Here is a 16786-nt window from a genome sequence, read left to right on the forward strand (position 1 = left end):
GGCTGAAGCCGCTCAAGGCGACGGCCCCTGCAGAAAGATCGTCGATAGCGGCGGCAGCGTCAGCGACAGGGAGACGGGCCTGCCGTGGGCGGGCACCGGTTCGGTCGACACCGCGCCGTTGACAAGGCCCGAGCCGCCATATTCCCGTGCATCCGTCGTCATCTTCTCGATCCACACACCGTCGCTGGGCACCCCGACCCTGTAGCCGTAACGCGGCACCGGCGTGAAATTCGACATGACCAGGATCGACGAAGCGCGATCGGGTGCATAACGCAGCATCCCGAGGACGGAATTGACGGCGTCGTCGGCTGCTGCCCATTCGAAGCCCTCGGGATGAAAGTCGCCGAATTGCAATGCCGGCTCTTGCCCGTAAAGGCTGTTCAGATCCCTCACCAGCCGCTGAACCCCCACATGCTGAGGCCGGTCCAGCACATCCCAGGTCACCGAACCATCATGGTTCCACTCGCCCGGCTGGGCGACTTCGCTCCCCATGAACAAGAGCTTCTTGCCGGGATGACCCCACATGAAGGCGAGATAGCTGCGCAGATTGGCGAATTTTTGCCATTCGTCGCCCGGCATCTTCGTCAGCAGCGAGCCCTTTCCGTAGACGACCTCGTCATGTGAAATCGGCAGAATGAAGCGCTCGGAATAGGCATAGAGCATGCCGAAGGTCATCGTGCCATGGGCGTAGCTCCGGTAAATCGGATCCTTCTCGATGTAGCTCAGGCTGTCATGCATCCAGCCCATGTTCCACTTGATATCGAACCCCAGCCCCCCCTGCTCGGGCGGCTTCGTCACCCCGGGCCAGGCCGTCGATTCCTCGGCGATCGTCATCGCGTGCGGGCAGCGCTCGTGAATGATGCTGTTCAGGTGCTTGAAGAATTCGACCGCTTCCAGGTTCTCGCGACCGCCATATTGGTTGGGAATCCATTCTCCCTCGTTGCGGCTATAGTCGCGGTAAAGCATCGAGGCCACGGCGTCGACCCGCAAACCGTCGATATGGTAGCGCTCTAGCCATTCCAGCGCGCTGGCGATCAGGAACCCTTTCACCTCGTTGCGGCCGAGATTGTAGATCAGCGTGTTCCAGTCGCGGTGAAAGCCTTCGCGCGGATCTTCGTGCTCGTAGAGCGCGCTGCCGTCGAAGCGGGCGAGCCCCCAGACGTCTGTGGGAAAATGGGCCGGCACCCAGTCGAGGATGACACCGAGCCCGGCACCATGGCACCGGTCGATGAAATAGGCGAAATCCTCAGGCGTCCCATATCGGCCGGTCGGGGCAAACAGCCCGAGTGGCTGATAGCCCCAGGACCCACCGAACGGATGCTCCATGATCGGCAGCAGCTCGATATGAGTAAAGCCCATGTCGCTGGCATAGGGAACCAGCCGCTGGCTGAGTTCAACCCAGTCGAGCGACCTGTTGCCGTCCTTTTGGTCGCGAAGCCAGGAGCCGGCGTGCACCTCATAGATGGAGAACGCGCCCTCCAGCCTGTCTTGACGGGACCGGCCCTTCATCCAGCCGTCATCGGTCCATCGAAACGGCGTCGACGATGCGACGATGGAGGCGGTGGACGGAGCCGCCTCGCTTGCCCTCGCGACCGGATCGGCCTTCTGCGGCAAACAGGTCCCCTCAGCATCGACGATCTCGAACTTATATCTTTCGCCGGGGGCCAGCCGGGGAACGAACAGCTCCCAGACGCCCGCCGACTGTCTCAGCCGCATCGGATTGCGCCGCCCGTCCCAGGCGTTGAAGTCGCCGACAACCGAGACGCGGCGCGCATTCGGAGCCCACACGGCGAAACGAACGCCCGGTATCCCCTCGATCGACATATCAACCGCGCCGAGTGTCCGGCTCAGACTGTAGTGGGTACCCTCCGATATCAGATGGAGGTCGAGCTCTCCGAGCAGCAGGCCGAAACTGTAGGGGTCCTCGGTGATTTGGATTGCATCCGGCCATGTGATCCGCAGCCGGTATCCCGTCCTCGAGGCCGCCGCTGCCGCAAACAGGCCGGACGGGTGGGCGATGCTGAACGGCGCCACCACCCGGCCGCTCGTCGCATCGATGAGATCGACCGCTTCGGCGCCGGGCAGATATACCCGCACGATCGTCATGCCGCCGCTTTGGTGGGGACCGAGGATCGAAAAGGGATCGCCGTGGCGCCCCTCGATCAAGGCCAATAGCGCATCCTGTCCGATGCCCGCCAGGAGTTCCGAGCGCTCAACATTCATGCCTTGACTCCCGCCAGTCGCGATACGATTTCGGTAAGGCCGGATAGCGGGATCGGAAGCCATTTCGGCCTGTTGCGGGCTTCATAGGCAATCTCGTAGGCGGCCTTTTCGAGAAGAAAGGCATCGAGAACCCTGCGTCTTTGATGGGGTGGCATGTCAAGCTCCTTCGATACGGAAACCGCCTGCGAATAGGCATCGAGAAAGGCCTCCTCGGCATGGCGCCCGAAGCGGGCGATCGCCTCGCGGCGGACTTCGTTCTCGTGTTCGATGACCGCGTCGTTATCGAGCTGGGCGGTGGCCACGAGGTAGCTCAGCGATCTCAAAAGCCCGGCGACATCACGCAGCGGGTTCGTCTTGGCGCGGCGCTCGGCCAGGTTTTTCGCAGGTTCGCCCTCGAAGTCGATGATGACGGCATCACCCTCGCTGACGAGGATCTGGCCAAGATGGAAGTCGCCATGCGTGCGTGTCATCAGCGTATGGCGCGAGCTCTCCGCCAGCCTCCCGGCGAGCTCTGCGAGTTCGGAACGACGCTCGAGAAGCGGTGCTGCGAGCAGGTCGATTGCGGGGTCGGCATTCTCGTCGCGTTCCTCGAGCTTCGACATGGCGTAGGCGACCTCCCCGGCAACGGCCTTCCTCATGGCCTCGACCTCGCTGTCGCCTGATACCACCGGGCTGAAGGCCTCGTCCCCGGTCTTCGCAGCGAGCACGACATGCAATTCGCCGAGCCTGAGACCCACCATCGCGACGAAACTGATCAGCGACCGGAAGACGTCGTCGTCTGGTTGGACCGCCGGATCGTTCAGCACAAGTTCGTCGGCCCCACGGCGTAGATTGTTCAGCATCCAGTTCCAGGCGTCGCCCTGATTGCGGATCGCGCCCTGGACGATGATCAAGGTGGAACGGCGTCCGCTGGAATCGGTATGCGCGACCTCGCCGAGCAGCGGCGCCGTATGGTCGTAGCCGGCGCGGGTGAGATAGCGCGTCATCTCGACTTCCGGATGGATGCCCGGGAAGATGTGTCTGATCAGTTTGATCATCGCTACGTCGCCGACGAGCAGCGAGCTGTTGGACTGTTCAGCCGATAGCCAATGCACCGGCAGCTCGCTTGAAATATCGAGACTGTCGAGCAGTTCTGTCCCAAGGAATTCGAGCGTGCCGGTTCGGCCGGTGGTGCGCGAGCGGTCGCGAAGTCCTTGCAGAACGCCGCGCGCCATTGCCTCCACGGCAAATCCGTCTGTGAGGAAACCGACGCGTCTACCTTGGCGAATCCTTCCAAGCGCAAGCTGCTGGGCAAGCGCGGAAGGGTGCGCATCGTCCCAGGCGACCGCGAGCGGCAGTTGGTAGGATTCGCTGTGGTTCGGCAGCACGACCTCCAATTCGCCGAGAACGACGCCGTCGGCGAATGGGATTGGTGTCGCGGAGATCAGTCGAGCGGCCTGAACTGCCTGGTCCTTTGCCCCGAACCATCGCCGCTTGGAGAGATAGGCGGGCAGGATTTCGCCGCTCAGGATGCGTGCATGACCCGGTTCATCCACGAGGTCGAGCAGGCTACGCCGGATGACCATCGTCAATAGATCGGGAAGCTGTTCCGGCGGTGCGGTGCGCCACGCCGGCGGGTCGGCATCAGCCGTCAGTTGGAACCAGAAGAAACCGTAGGGCGGCAAGGTCAGCAGATAGGTCAACTGGCCGATCGGCGGAAACGGCGACATGCCGGTCAGTTCAATGGGAATGCGCCCCTCGAAGCTCGACAAGTCGAGTTCGACGGCCTGGGGCAGCCGCGACAGACTTGCAACACAAAGCAAGACCTCGCCTTCATACTCCCTGAGATAGGCAAGGATCTTGCGGTTTTCCGGTGAAAGGAACCGCAGCGTGCCACGTCCGAAGGCGGGATGCCTGCCGCGCAACGCCAACATTCTGCGCGTCCAGTTGAGCAGCGAATGCGCGTCCGTGCTCTGCGCCTCGACGTTGACGGCCTCGAAACCGTATTGCGGGTCGGCGACGGGCGGCAGGACGAGACGCGCCGGATCTGCCCTGGAGAAACCGCCATTGCGGTCCGGAGACCATTGCATCGGCGTCCTCACCCCATCCCGGTCGCCGAGATAGATATTGTCGCCCATGCCGATCTCGTCACCGTAATAGATCACCGGCGTTCCCGGCATCGAGAGAAGAAGCGCGTTCATCAGCTCGATCCGCCGGCGGTCGCGCTCCATCAATGGCGCCAGGCGCCGCCTTATGCCGAGATTGATGCGGGCGCGTTTGTCGGATGCATAGGTCTCCCAGAGATAATCCCGCTCGGCGTCGGTCACCATTTCGAGCGTCAGCTCGTCGTGGTTGCGAAGGAAGATCGCCCATTGGCAGTTGTCTGGAATCTCCGGCGTCTGGCGCAGGATGTCGGTGATCGGAAACCGGTCCTCCTTGGCGATCGCCATATACATGCGCGGCATCAGCGGGAAGTGGAAGGCCATGTGGCATTCGTCACCCTCTCCGAAATATTCGCGCGTATCTTCCGGCCATTGATTGGCCTCGGCAAGCAGCATCACGCCGGGATGAGTGGCATCGAGCGCGGCGCGTATGCGTTTGAGGATCACGTGGGTTTCCGGCAGGTTTTCGTTGATCGTCCCCTCGCGCTCAACGAGGTAGGGGATCGCATCGAGACGAAACCCGTCGATGCCGGTTTCCAGCCAGAAGCGCATCACCCTCAGCAATTCCTCCATGACAAGAGGGCTGTCGAAATTCAGGTCGGGTTGATGGGAATAGAAGCGGTGCCAGTAATAGGCGCCGGCGACCGCGTCCCATGTCCAGTTGGATTTTTCCGTATCGATGAAAATGATGCGCGTTTCCGGAAATTTCTGATCGGTATCAGACCAGACGTAGAAGTCGCGCTCCGGCGATCCTGCCGGCGCCTGGCGGGCGCGCTGGAACCAGGGATGCTGATCGGAGGTGTGGTTGATGACGAGCTCGATGATGACGCGGATATTGCGCTGGTGAGCAGCGTCGACGAAGGCGCGGAAATCCTCCATCGTCCCATAATCGGGGCTGACATTGCCGTAGTCGGCTATGTCGTAGCCATCGTCGCGACGCGGAGAGGGAAAGAAGGGCAGGAGCCAGATGGCGTTGACGCCGAGGGCTGCGATGTGATCGAGCTTCTGGTGCAGGCCGGCGAAGTCGCCGACCCCGTCGCCATTGGCATCGTAGAACGACTTGATGTGCAGCTGGTAGATGATCGCATCCTTGTACCAGAGCGGCTGCGGCGCGCTATCTGCATTCATCGTGTCCATTCATGCCTCCCTTGAGCGAATACGCCAGATCGCATAGGGCAGGACCTCAGGATTGAGCCCGATGCTCTGCCATTTGCCGGTCCACTTGAAACGATGCCCGCCGATCAGATCTTCGGCATCCAGCGTGCCGCCGTCTCCGAGCGACCAGTGCCAGAGCGGCAGCTCGACGTCGCTTTGCTGGAAATTGTGGGGGTCGAGGCTGATGGCGATCAGCAGGACGTTGTCGCGGGCGCGGCTTGCCTTCTCGAAAAACAGGATATTGTCATTTCGCGCGTTCAGCAGCGTCAGCCCGAGATGCGAATGCAGCGCGGTGTTTTCGGTCCGGATGCGGTTGAGCGTCCTGATTTCGGCAATGATATTGCCCGGCCGGTCGTAGTCCCAGGCGCGAATCTCGTACTTCTCGCTGTCGGCATATTCCTTGCGCTTGGCATCAGGACGCCCCTCGCAAAGTTCGAAACCGTTATAGACGCCCCACAATCCCGAAAGGGTGGCGGCAAGTGCAGCTCGGATCAGGAAGGCCGGGCGCGGCGCGTTCTGCAGGAAATCCGGATTGATATCATGGGTGTTGACGAAGAAATGCGGGCGGAAGAATTCTTTCGGCGCCGTCTCGGTCAGCTCTCGCATATATTGCTCGAGTTCCCATTTGGCATTGCGCCAGGTGAAGTAGGTGTAGGACTGGGAGAAGCCGATCTTTGCCAGCCGGTACATCACCTTCGGCTTGGTGAAGGCTTCCGACAGGAAGACGACGTCGGGATGACGGGCCCTGATATCGCCGATCAGCCATTCCCAGAACGGAAAGGGCTTTGTGTGCGGATTGTCGACGCGAAACAGCTTGACGCCCTGGTCCACCCAAAGCTGCACGACATCTCTGAGCTCCACCCACAGCGAAGGCAGGGCATCTTTCGTGTAGAAATCGACGTTGACGATGTCCTCGTATTTCTTCGGCGGGTTTTCGGCATATTTGATCGTGCCGTCGGGACGCCAGTCGAACCAGCCGGGATGCTCCTTCAACCAGGGGTGATCCGGCGACGCCTGGATCGCGAGGTCGAGAGCGATCTCCAGGCCATACCGGCCTGCCGCCTCGACCAGCCGGCGGAAATCCTCGAACTCGCCGAGCTCGGGATGGATGGCGTCATGGCCGCCATCCTCGGAGCCGATGGCATAGGGGCTTCCGGGGTCGCCGGGCGCGGCTTTCAGGCTGTTGTTGCGGCCTTTCCGGTTGGTTGAACCGATCGGATGAATCGGCGGGAAATAGAGCACGTCGAAGCCCATGTCGCGAATGGTGGGCAGTCGCGGGATGACGTCGTCGAAAGTGCCGTGTCGGTCCGGATCGCCGCTCTGCGAGCGCGGGAAGATCTGGTACCAGCTGGCAAAGGCAGCCTCCTTGCGTTCGGCATCGACGGCGCTTGCCGTCGAGCGAAGCCGAAATGGCCGCCTGTCCACCTTGTTCATCAATTCGGATGTTCCGGCATCGAGCAGGATCGCCGCGCGCTCGGCATCCGAAGCATTTTCGAGACTGTCGCCGAGGGCTTTCAATTCAGCATTGAGCGTTGCGCCTGCATGCACCTCAGCCGAGCGGACGAGCTTTATCCCCTCCTGGAGTTCGAGTTTCAGATCCAGCCTGGCATCGTTCTTCTTTGTCAACTCGTAGCGGAAGCTCGCAAACGGGTTCTTCCATGCCTCGACGGCAAACTCATAACGTCCGATGCGTTCCAGCAGGAATTCGGCGCGCCAGCGGTCGTTTTCGACCAATTGCATCTCCGTCTCATTCCAGTCCGTCGCATCGAGCGGCCGCCAGAGCAGGACCGCGGCGATCGGGTCGTGGCCGTCGGCGAATATATCCGCCTCGACGGTGACGATGTCGCCGACCACCCGCTTCACGGGAAAGCGCCCGTTGTCGACCCGCGGCAGGATATTTTCGATGGCGAGCCGCGGTGATGCTATCGCCTGCGCGACGTCGAGGATCGGCCGGGATGTGATCGGTGCTGGCGCCTGGCCTTCGACCACCAGGGTCTCCCCTGCCCGCAGCCGCAGAGCCGTGCCGTCGGCTGCGGCGGGAAGGAAACCGGAGGCCGCTTCGCGCAGTGCGGTCACCGGAGCGGGCGCACTTTTCCGAAGGTCCCTGTTGAGCAGGATGAACCGCACATTCTCAGTGCTACGAAGGTCTTCCACCTCAGCCTGCAGCAGCGCGGAGACCGGTCCGTTGGCGTTGCGGATGAGCCGAAGCGATGGGGCCGGCGCATGGCGTTTCTTGCCGATCTCGGTATTCGCAAGGCGAATTTCGGAGGAAATATCGAAAGCCAGATCATGGCGCAGCCCCCGCAAGCCGGCTCCATTCCCATGGGTCGGATCGAGCGGCGCGGCTGCGCCATATTCGAAGCCCATCGGAACCATCAGGCCGCCGCCGAGTGAGGCAGCCAGGCGCAGCGCCCTTATGGCGCGCCGTTCGAGGATTTCGCGACTCTCGGTTCCGTGAGCGATCCTCCTGGCGAAGGGCGGCTCCGGAAAGGCGATCTGCCAGCCAAGCTGCGCCTGGACGCGGTGTTCTTCGATGAACCATCTCTCATCAAAATCCCACCAGGCCATCGATGAAAAACATCCGTCGAAGCCTGTATCCTTGACCGCGGCCCTGGCGCCAAAATCAGTGCCGGGCGTCCAGGCGAGGAATTGTGCGTCCGCCTTCTCGCGCACCGCCGAAATCAGCGATTTGAAAGCCGCCGGCGCAATGCGATCGATCCCGAGCACCCGGTAGCCGGAGATGCCGAGGCCGGTCAATCCTCGCAGCCGTTCGGTCCATTCTTCCAACAGCCTGGATTGAGACTCCGCCCTCATCGCAGTCATGGGTTCCGCCGGGTCCAACGGCGAGCGCCTCGGATCGACAGGGTGAAAGCCCGCCTTGGGATCCTGAGCCTTACCGTCGAGCATCAGGTCCATCATCAAGGCGACGCCGCTCTTGCGGGCGGCCTCTGCCAGGCGTCCCACCCCATACTTGACTGCGCTTCCGAGCGACAGTTGAGGATCGAGGAGATTCAGATCCTGGGAGGCAAAGACGCTGCGCTCCCCGCCCCTATCGAAAAGAGGCGCCGTCAGCACGCGGTCGAAACCCGTATCCGCCGCATGGTCGAAAACCTCGCGCCACGCATCGATACCCTGAAGAAGGAGTGGATTGACATAATAGATCCGGGGTGGGGTGCTCAACACACCCTGGTTTGCAGAGAATGACATCGTCCGCCGCCTCGAGTTGCTTTAGAGGCAAACTTTTCTTGGCGGAGGTTGTTCCACCGAAACTGCCAATTCGCGATGCGCCGGACATCGTCGGCCGTATTGGCGCGGGATCGATGAGAGGCGTTCCCGGGCCCTCGCTCTGCAGAGAGACCTTGAAGGTTGGTGCCGTATGGGTAGTCTTTCACTTCCCGGGAGGGTGACCCACTTGGCTGCTGACGGCGCACCATTGCTTCGATCGATACTCCTCAGCGCCGCCTTGTCGGCATGCGCGTTGTGCCTGGCCTCCTGGAGCATCGAGACCGATCGTTCCACGGAGCACACGCATGGCCTGTTCGAAATCCGCGAGGAGGCCAGGCGCTTCATTTCGCACGAGAACGCCAAGGGGCAGGAGCAATGGGACGTGCTGGAGCCCAACCTGAAGACGCTGGTTCCCCGATGTGCGGTCCCGCTCGAAACACAGTGGACGCCGAAGAGCCTTGGCCGCTCGAAACTGAGCGTGATGGTGATATGCACGGTCGCAGTGCCGAACAGCGTGATGAGACGTTGGGATGTACATGTTCCGGTAGAGCGGAAGCCAAATTAGACGGGAAGCCCCTCCGCCGCCCCGCACCGTTCTGAAAGATCGGGCGCCCCAACGAGACTTGATGTATCCGAATGAAATCGCTGTGTTTGAGATAGAGGCAACCAGACGTGAATCCATCGGTGGAATTGTGTTCATATCCCGAACTCGATGATCGAATCGTGATCGTCAGGGCGGGGGATGAGGTTGATGCCGTGTTTGTCCGGACCGAAAGGTTCAATGTGCTGATCGATACGCTCGGAACGCCGGAACTCTGCCTGACGGCGCTGGACCTGCTCGAGGAACAGATGAAAGTTCGCCCGCTGATCGTCATCAATTCGCACATGGATTGGGATCATTTCTGGGGAAATGCCGCCATTGCGGGGCGCGCTCCGATTATCGCGCATGCCGCCGCGCTCGACCGTTTACGCGACCCTTCCGCACGCGAGGTCCTGAGGGACAAGGCAAGCCAGGATTCGAGGTTTCGGAATGTCGACCTCATCGGTCCCGATATCACGTTCACAGGCTCGATGACCCTCAACGGCGGCGATCTGACGCTGGAACTCATTCATACGCCGGGACACACGCCCGACCATATCGCCGTATGGATTCCCGAACTTCGCATCTGCCTGGCCGTCGACGCGGTGGAGTATCCCGTTCCCGAAGTCTGGAGCAAAAGTGCTGATGATCTCCGCCTTATCCGTTCCTCGCTCGAGCGGATACGTGACCTGTATGCAAGACTGATCATCCCAGCGCATGGCCGGACGTACTCCCCTTCGGCGGTGGATGAGAACCTCGCCTATTTCCAAGCCCTGGCCGATCGCGTCGGCAGTTTGAGCGAGAGCCAGCTGGCCGATCCGCAGCTCGCCAGTTCAAGCGGCCTGCGGCTTGAAGACTTCGTCCCCATCCCCGACGGAATGCCTTCCGACGTGGTGGCGTTCTACCGGAACTGCCATAAGACAAACCTTGGCGCGACGGTTCAGGCCCATCTCGAAAACTGAAATTCGCTTAGCGGACGTCTGGAGACCGGAAAATGAAACTGTTGGAGGGCGGACGAGCCGGGCAGATCTGGCGTGACGGCAACACCGTGATCAGGCCTTCCGGCGCGTGGACGCCGACCGCGCACCGGTTTTTGCGCCATCTGAGGAGCAGAGGCTTTTCGGGAGCGCCTGATCCCATTGAAATAACCGGGAACCAGGAAGTGGTCAGTTACGTCACCGGGCGCGTCTGCGAAGACTTGAGCGACCAGTTTGTCGGATCGGAGCGCATGCTTCTTTCCGCAGCCAATCTTCTGCGTGAATTTCATTCAGCGTCTCAAGGTTTTCTGGAATCGGATCGCGAGGTCCAGACATGGATGTTGCCGCCGCAGGAACCGTACGAGATCGTATGCCACGGAGATTACGCGCCCTATAACGTCGCCACTGCAGGTCATACGGCTGTCGGGATCATCGATTTCGACACCGCCCATCCCGCGCCGCGCATATGGGATCTGGCCTATTCGGTTTACCGCTGGGCGCCTCTATCCGATCCCGCCAATCCTGATGTGACCTTCGGCCTCGACGATCAGTTACGGCGGGCGGAAATCTTCTGCACGGCATATGGGGCGACGATGGAAGACCGGCTCCAGCTCCCGGAGATGATCTGCCGGCGGCTTCAGGCGCTCGTCGATTTCATGCTGGCAAGCGCCGCGGCCGGAGATGCGACATTCACGGAAGACGTGAATGCTGGAGACGCCCGACTGTATCTGCGCGATATCGACTATGTCAGAAGCTATCGGGATCGACTGCTGAAGACCCTCTGCTGACGCGCCTTCGCCAACCGGTTCCCCGCATAACCCGTCCGTGCCCTCTACGTCACATATCTAGAGCCAATTCTTCCGACGGAAGAAACCGAAGAGGAACAGGCACAAGAAGGCGATGACGCCTAGCACGACGAAATAGCCATACTGGGTTTTCAGTTCCGGCATATCGCTGAAATTCATCCCGTAGATGCCGGCGATCGCGGTGGGAACGGCGAGGATCGCCGCCCAGGCGGCAAGCTTGCGGGCGATCGCCGTCTGCTCCGTCTGGCCAATCATCACGCTGGCCTCGAAGGCGAAGGCGAGAACCTCGCGCAGCGCATCGATATCTTCCTGAACCCGGCGCACGTGATCCGTCACATCGCGAAACAGCGACTGGAGCGTCGGATCCATGCCGGGAAGATCGATGTGCTCGTATCGCCGACAGACGTCTACCAGCGGCACCACGGCATTGCGCAGCCGCAGCAGCTTGCGCCGCAACAGGTAAAGCCGCTCGATATCGGATTTTGCCAGCTGTTCGCGCAGCACCAGATCCTCGAGCTTTTCGACCTCCTCCTGCACGACCTCGATCACCGGCATATAGTTGTCGACGATGAAATCAAGGATGGAGTAGAGGATATAATTCTCGCCATGGGCAAGTGCGGCTGGCGTCGCCTCGCATCGCTGCCGCACCGCCAGGTAGGAGGACGAGTCCCCGTGGCGAACGGAGACGACATAACCGCGACCGACGAACAGGTGCGTTTCGCCGAAGATGATTTCGTCATCCTTCATATGGGCGGTCCGGGCGACGATGAACATCGCGTCCCCATAAATCTCCAGCTTCGGGCGCTGGTGGGGCTGCGCTGCATCCTCGATCGCCAGCGGATGGAGATTGAACTCGGCCTGGACTTGGTGCAGCAACACTTCATCCGGCTCGTGCAGACCGATCCAGACGATGGCATTCTCCCGGCTTCGCCATTCGCCGGCCTCTTCTATCCTGATGTCGCGAATGCGTTGCCCATGCTGGTAAACGGCTGCAGCCACCACGCCAGGCCGTTCAATCGGAGGCGATGTAGAACCGCCACCTGCTCGCGCGGAAATACCGTCAAGATCCTTTAGCCGTTCCAAATCCTGCCGTCCTCCATTCCGCACGGATCACATATCCGCGGCCAGCCCCTCCGCCAGTCAGGCGCTCAGCCGATCATAATGCTATTTCGTAAAACATGCATCATCCGCGTCGGTGTGGATCTGACCAGGCGCCTTCGTCGTGGCCAGGCGCCGGCCGGCGTCATGTGTCCGTGGAAATATCGTCCCAATCCTGATCCATGTAGCCGGTCAGCCAGTTGAGGGCATAATGCCGTTCATAAACCACGCCCTTGTCCAATCCGGCAGGGGGCTCTTCGCCCTTCAGCCGCGCGTTCACTGCGGCCCAATCGTAGCGGTAAATGAGGTCGGCGGCGTCGAGCAGTTCTTTCTGCGGACGAAGCTTGCCACGACGCATCAAGCCGTCCGTCCCTAGTTCACGAAGCGTGTTGGCAATGAATGGCACGTCGCAAATATGGTCGGGGCGTTCAAGCTCAGAGGTGATCCCGAGCGCCCATAACATGACGTGCACACCCTCGTAACGCCAGGTGAAGTTGGTCCGGTCCTGATCCGAGGGATCGGGATCGTCCATGAAGGCCCGTTCCTTCGGGGTGAGAAAACTTGTCGCGTCGAACTGGCGGATGAGAGCCTGACCCATTTCGTGGTCGCCGGTCTCGCCTTTCACGGCAACGATCGCAAGCGCAATCGTGCGCTGAACGACAGCCTTTGTATCTCGGCGAGTGCTCTCGCTTTCGGGCTCGATGGTCGGCAGATGATCGATGGTCGGCACGCCTTCCGACTGAAGCTGGGCGATAGACCGGGCTTTGCGCGCCCCGGCCTCGTCAGCGGGTTGCGAAACGGCTGCCTGCACCGGAAGGATCAATGCAAGAAGGACGGAAAATATGCGCTTCATCATATCTGGCTCCTCTCATCCCTGACGCAGCATCGATAGGCATTTTGCGGCTGTTGAGGGAGCCGGAGCCCGAAGGCGGCGGCAGTTTTCCGGAAAACTGGTAAACGGCGTTTTTACATATGGAACAAATCGTTAAATTCTTTTCGATACAAAAGTCCTTGGCCAATCCGGTACGAAACCGGATGTTCGATGGGGACTTTCAATGCGTCGTCCAAACATAAAATCGAGTTTGCTGTTGATTTTCAGCGGTACAGCTCTTCTTTTCGGGCTTGTCGCTTATCTTGCGGTCGACGGTCTTCGAAAGACGAACGGCTCCACCGAGGAAATTGCGACCCATTGGCTGCCGAGCGTGCAGGCGTCGCAGGCGATCAATCTCGCCATGACGAATTTGCGCCTCGCCTATCGTGATCACATCATCGCGCAGTCGGATGCGGAAAAGAAAACGCGCGAAGAGGCCATTAAAGTCGCCGAGGATACAGTTGGCAAATCGGTGGACGCCTATCTTCCGCTGGCGTCGTCCGACCACGAGCGCGAACTGATCAAGACGATCAAGGAGAGCGTTGGAGGCTACATCGCCAGCAGCTCGCAACTGCTCGCACTTTCCCGCGCCAACAAGACCGAAGAAGCCGGGCAATATCTGGGCGGCGAGATGCGCTCTTATTCGGATAAGCTCAAGGAAGCCACGGCGACCCTGGTCCAATTGGACGTCAGTGGCAGCAACAAGGCTGCCGAGCTTAGCAAGGAAGCCTTCGATTCCATAGAATTCTACCTGCTTGCCGCGATCGGCTTTGCGGGATTGCTCGTTCTTGGCGCAGTCGCCTTCGTACTGACTGGCATCGCCAATCCGATTACCGGCATCACCGCCTCGATGCGGCGGCTGGCCGAGGGAGACACCGGTTCAGAGATTCCGTTTGCCGACCGCGCCGACGAAATCGGATCGATGGCGGGAGCGGTAGAGATTTTTCGCCAGGCAGCGATCACCAACAAGCGGATGGCAATCGAAGCCGACGAAAATCGCAACAGGGCGGAAGCCGATCGCCTTGCCGCTCAGCAGCAGGCGGAAGCTGACGCCTCGGAACGGCTGCGCATTGCTACCTCGGGTCTCGCCGCCGGTTTGAAGCGGCTGGCAGCAGGCGACCTCGCCTTCCAGCTCAACGACACCTTCGCCCCCGACTTCGAGGCGCTTCGCCATGACTTCAACCAGTCCGTCAACCAGCTTGGCGCGACGCTGAGAGCAATTTCCGACAGCATCGGCACGATCGACGAAGGCACGCGGGAAATTTCTTCCGGGGCGAGCGATCTTGCAAAGCGCACGGAGCAGCAAGCAGCCTCGCTCGAAGAGACGGCAGCCGCGCTGGAGGAGATCACGGCGAACGTATCGAACTCCAGTAAGCGAACCGAGGAGACGCGCACGGTGGCCACGGAGGCGAATCGCAGCGCCGGGGTCTCCGCTGAGGTCGTTTCCCACGCCGAAGAGGCGATGGAACGCATCGAGACCTCGTCGCAGCAGATTTCCAATATCATCAGCGTCATCGACGAAATTGCATTCCAGACCAACCTTCTCGCCCTGAATGCCGGTGTGGAAGCAGCAAGAGCCGGCGAGGCCGGCAAGGGCTTCGCCGTTGTCGCCCAGGAAGTCCGCGAACTCGCCCAGCGCTCGGCAAGTGCTGCCAAGGAAATCAAGGGCCTGATCCAGAACTCCTCGAAGGAGGTCGAAGGCGGCGTCAAGCTGGTGCGCGATACCGGCCAGGCCTTGAAGACCATCGGCGGCTTCATCACCCAGATCAATCACCATATGGATTCGATCGCCACCTCAGCGAAGGAGCAGTCCATCGGCCTCAGCGAAGTCAACGTCGCGGTCAACCGGATGGACCAGACCACGCAACAGAACGCAACCATGGTGCAACAGTCGACGGCGGCATCCGATTCGCTCGCCCAGGAAGCCCAGAAGCTTCGCGAACTCATCGCCCAGTTCAAGCTCGATGATGTGGCCTCCAGCCATTCCTCAGCCCTTCGCTCGACGGCGAGAACGATGGCGCAGCCCGCGGCTCGTGCAGCCGTGCATGCGGTTGCCGCTCGCCGTTGAAACAGGCGACAGCAAAAAACCAGACATGAAAAGGCGCCCGGCGATTGCCGGGCGCCTTTTATTCGGTCACGACGCGAAGGCCGGATTGCGCCGCGCGCCCATTCTCAACACGAAATAGATCGCCCCGCCGATGGCGACGCCGAAGAACCAGCCGTAGGTTCCCCACCAGTCCGGCAGGATGGTGGTGAAGGTCGGCAGGATCGAGGAGAACAGCACGCCCACCGCAAATGCGATGAAGGCATTGCCGTGCCATCCGTTCTGGAACCGGAACTCGCCATTCTCATGATAGAGCGCCTCGACGTTCAGCTGGCTTCTCCGGATGAGATAGTAATCCACCATCATGATGCCGAAGATCGGCCCCATCGTCGATCCGATGAAATTGACGAAATGCGCCGCACCCGTCTCCCAGGGAGCAAACGGGTAAAGCACGAGAGCGATCAGAGCGGCGATATATCCCCCGCGCTTGAAGTTGATCTGGCGCGGGAAGACATTGGCGAAGTCGAAGGCCGGCGACACGAAGTTCGCCACGACGTTGATGCCGAGCGTTGCGATCGCGAATGTCAGCGCGGCCAGCAGCGCCAGGAACCAGCTGTCGAATTTCGACGATATCTGTTCCGGATGCAGCAGCACCTCTCCGTAGACGGTGAAGGCGGCGGTGGTCGTCACACCTGCGACGAGGCAGAACGCCAGGAGGTTGATCGGCAGCCCCCAGAGGTTACCCTTTTTGAGCGCCTTCTCGCTCGTTGCGTAGCGCGAGAAATCGCAGAAGTTCAGGTAGAGCGCTGCGAAATAGGTGATCCAGGTGGCGGCCACGGCAGCTAGCGCTGCAATCGAACCAGGCTCACCCGGCACGCCCGCATCCTTGGTCCTTTCGATCAGCACGTCGCGCGGGATTTCGGACCCGAAGGAGAAGGTGCCTGATTTGGCGACCAGATAGACCGCGAGCACCAGCATCATGATCCAGACGGCCGGACCGGCCCAATCCTGGAACTTGCGAACCGTTTCCATCCCGCGCTGAATGATCAGCAGCTGCAGCGCCCAGACGATGACGTAGCAGATGACCTCGAGCGTCGAGTGGCCGAGGAAGTGGCTGTTCTGGTGAAAGGCAAGCAGGCTGTCGTTGCGGATCAGCAAGGCAACGATGGCGCCGGATGCGGCGGCGGTCTGCGCCCCATACCAGAAGCAGGCGACCACAGCCCGGACCAGTGCCGGCACGTTCGCCCCGAACGTGCCGAAGGAGGCGCGCGCCAGAACCGGAAAGGGTACACCGGTGCGCACGCCGGCATTGCCGACCAGGCTCATCAGAATGAAGATGACCAGAGATCCGATGCCGATGGCGATGACGAAATTGACGAAGCTGCCACACAGCAGGAACAGGCTCGCCGCCAGATAGTAGCCCCACAGGCTGTGGACGTCCGATGTCCAGACGTTAAAGATGCTGAATGCACCCCATTTGCGCTCCTCGGCGGGTGCAAGATCCTCGTTGTATAACGAGGGAGATGGATTTCGTACGCTCATGAATGCCCTCCCCTATCCCTGAGGCCAAATCGACCACAGGCGGAAGTCTGCTCTTCATTTGTGCAGCTGACAATTTAATAGTCACATTATACACATCTCTTGACGATGCCTCAGGATTAGCCAC

At 60.8% G+C, this 16786-nt stretch carries 10 protein-coding genes; 4 read left to right on the forward strand and 6 right to left on the reverse strand.

All coding sequences use genetic code 11. The features are described 5' to 3' along the window. Nucleotides 1-12: 12 nt before the first annotated feature. Genes glgB through ELH03_RS26015 form a run of 3 tightly spaced genes read right to left on the reverse strand, consistent with a single transcriptional unit; the run spans nucleotide 13 to nucleotide 8726 of the window. Nucleotides 13-2223, reverse strand: coding sequence for a 1,4-alpha-glucan branching protein GlgB (gene glgB, locus ELH03_RS26005; protein ID WP_128411473.1), 2211 nt, complete (start codon nucleotides 2221-2223; stop codon nucleotides 13-15). Further along, on the reverse strand, nucleotides 2220-5501 hold the full coding sequence (gene treS, locus ELH03_RS26010) for a maltose alpha-D-glucosyltransferase (protein ID WP_128401424.1): 3282 nt from the start codon (nucleotides 5499-5501) through the stop codon (nucleotides 2220-2222). Before treS ends, glgB begins: the two co-directional genes overlap by 4 nt. Continuing rightward, nucleotides 5502-8726: an alpha-1,4-glucan--maltose-1-phosphate maltosyltransferase gene (locus ELH03_RS26015; RefSeq protein WP_130766901.1), complete on the reverse strand. Its 3225-nt coding sequence runs from the start codon at nucleotides 8724-8726 to the stop codon at nucleotides 5502-5504. It abuts the gene before it with no gap. A gap of 226 nt (nucleotides 8727-8952) precedes the next feature. On the opposite strand from ELH03_RS26015, the gene ELH03_RS26020 reads away from it, so the two are divergent. The 3 genes from ELH03_RS26020 to ELH03_RS26030 all read left to right on the forward strand — a co-directional run bounded on the left by ELH03_RS26020 (nucleotide 8953) and on the right by ELH03_RS26030 (nucleotide 11089). Then, on the forward strand, nucleotides 8953-9309 hold the full coding sequence (locus ELH03_RS26020; RefSeq protein ID WP_128401469.1) for a hypothetical protein: 357 nt from the start codon (nucleotides 8953-8955) through the stop codon (nucleotides 9307-9309). A 107-nt stretch (nucleotides 9310-9416) separates the two neighbouring features. After that, the gene (locus tag ELH03_RS26025; protein ID WP_128401426.1) at nucleotides 9417-10286 is read left to right on the forward strand and encodes an MBL fold metallo-hydrolase; all 870 of its coding nucleotides are present in this window, start codon (nucleotides 9417-9419) and stop codon (nucleotides 10284-10286) included. A 32-nt stretch (nucleotides 10287-10318) separates the two neighbouring features. Then, on the forward strand, nucleotides 10319-11089 hold the full coding sequence (locus ELH03_RS26030; protein ID WP_130766902.1) for a phosphotransferase enzyme family protein: 771 nt from the start codon (nucleotides 10319-10321) through the stop codon (nucleotides 11087-11089). Nucleotides 11090-11146: 57 nt separating this feature from the next. Here ELH03_RS26030 and corA read toward each other — a convergent pair whose 3' ends face one another. Both corA and ELH03_RS26040 read right to left on the reverse strand, forming a co-directional pair. Continuing rightward, complete coding sequence (corA, locus tag ELH03_RS26035; RefSeq protein ID WP_128401428.1) at nucleotides 11147-12190, reverse strand: magnesium/cobalt transporter CorA; 1044 nt, start codon at nucleotides 12188-12190, stop codon at nucleotides 11147-11149. Nucleotides 12191-12350: 160 nt separating this feature from the next. Further along, nucleotides 12351-13061, reverse strand: coding sequence for a DUF4272 domain-containing protein (locus ELH03_RS26040; RefSeq protein ID WP_128401429.1), 711 nt, complete (start codon nucleotides 13059-13061; stop codon nucleotides 12351-12353). A 199-nt stretch (nucleotides 13062-13260) separates the two neighbouring features. On the opposite strand from ELH03_RS26040, the gene ELH03_RS26045 reads away from it, so the two are divergent. Then, entirely contained in the window at nucleotides 13261-15144 is a 1884-nt protein-coding gene (locus ELH03_RS26045; RefSeq protein WP_128401430.1) for a HAMP domain-containing methyl-accepting chemotaxis protein, read from the forward strand. Nucleotides 15145-15210: 66 nt separating this feature from the next. On the opposite strand, the gene ELH03_RS26050 is transcribed toward ELH03_RS26045, so the two are convergent. Then, nucleotides 15211-16662: an NCS1 family nucleobase:cation symporter-1 gene (locus ELH03_RS26050; protein WP_128401431.1), complete on the reverse strand. Its 1452-nt coding sequence runs from the start codon at nucleotides 16660-16662 to the stop codon at nucleotides 15211-15213. Nucleotides 16663-16786 lie beyond the last annotated feature (124 nt).

The organism is Rhizobium beringeri, assembly GCF_004306515.1.
GTDB classification, from domain to species: Bacteria; Pseudomonadota; Alphaproteobacteria; order Rhizobiales; family Rhizobiaceae; genus Rhizobium; species Rhizobium beringeri.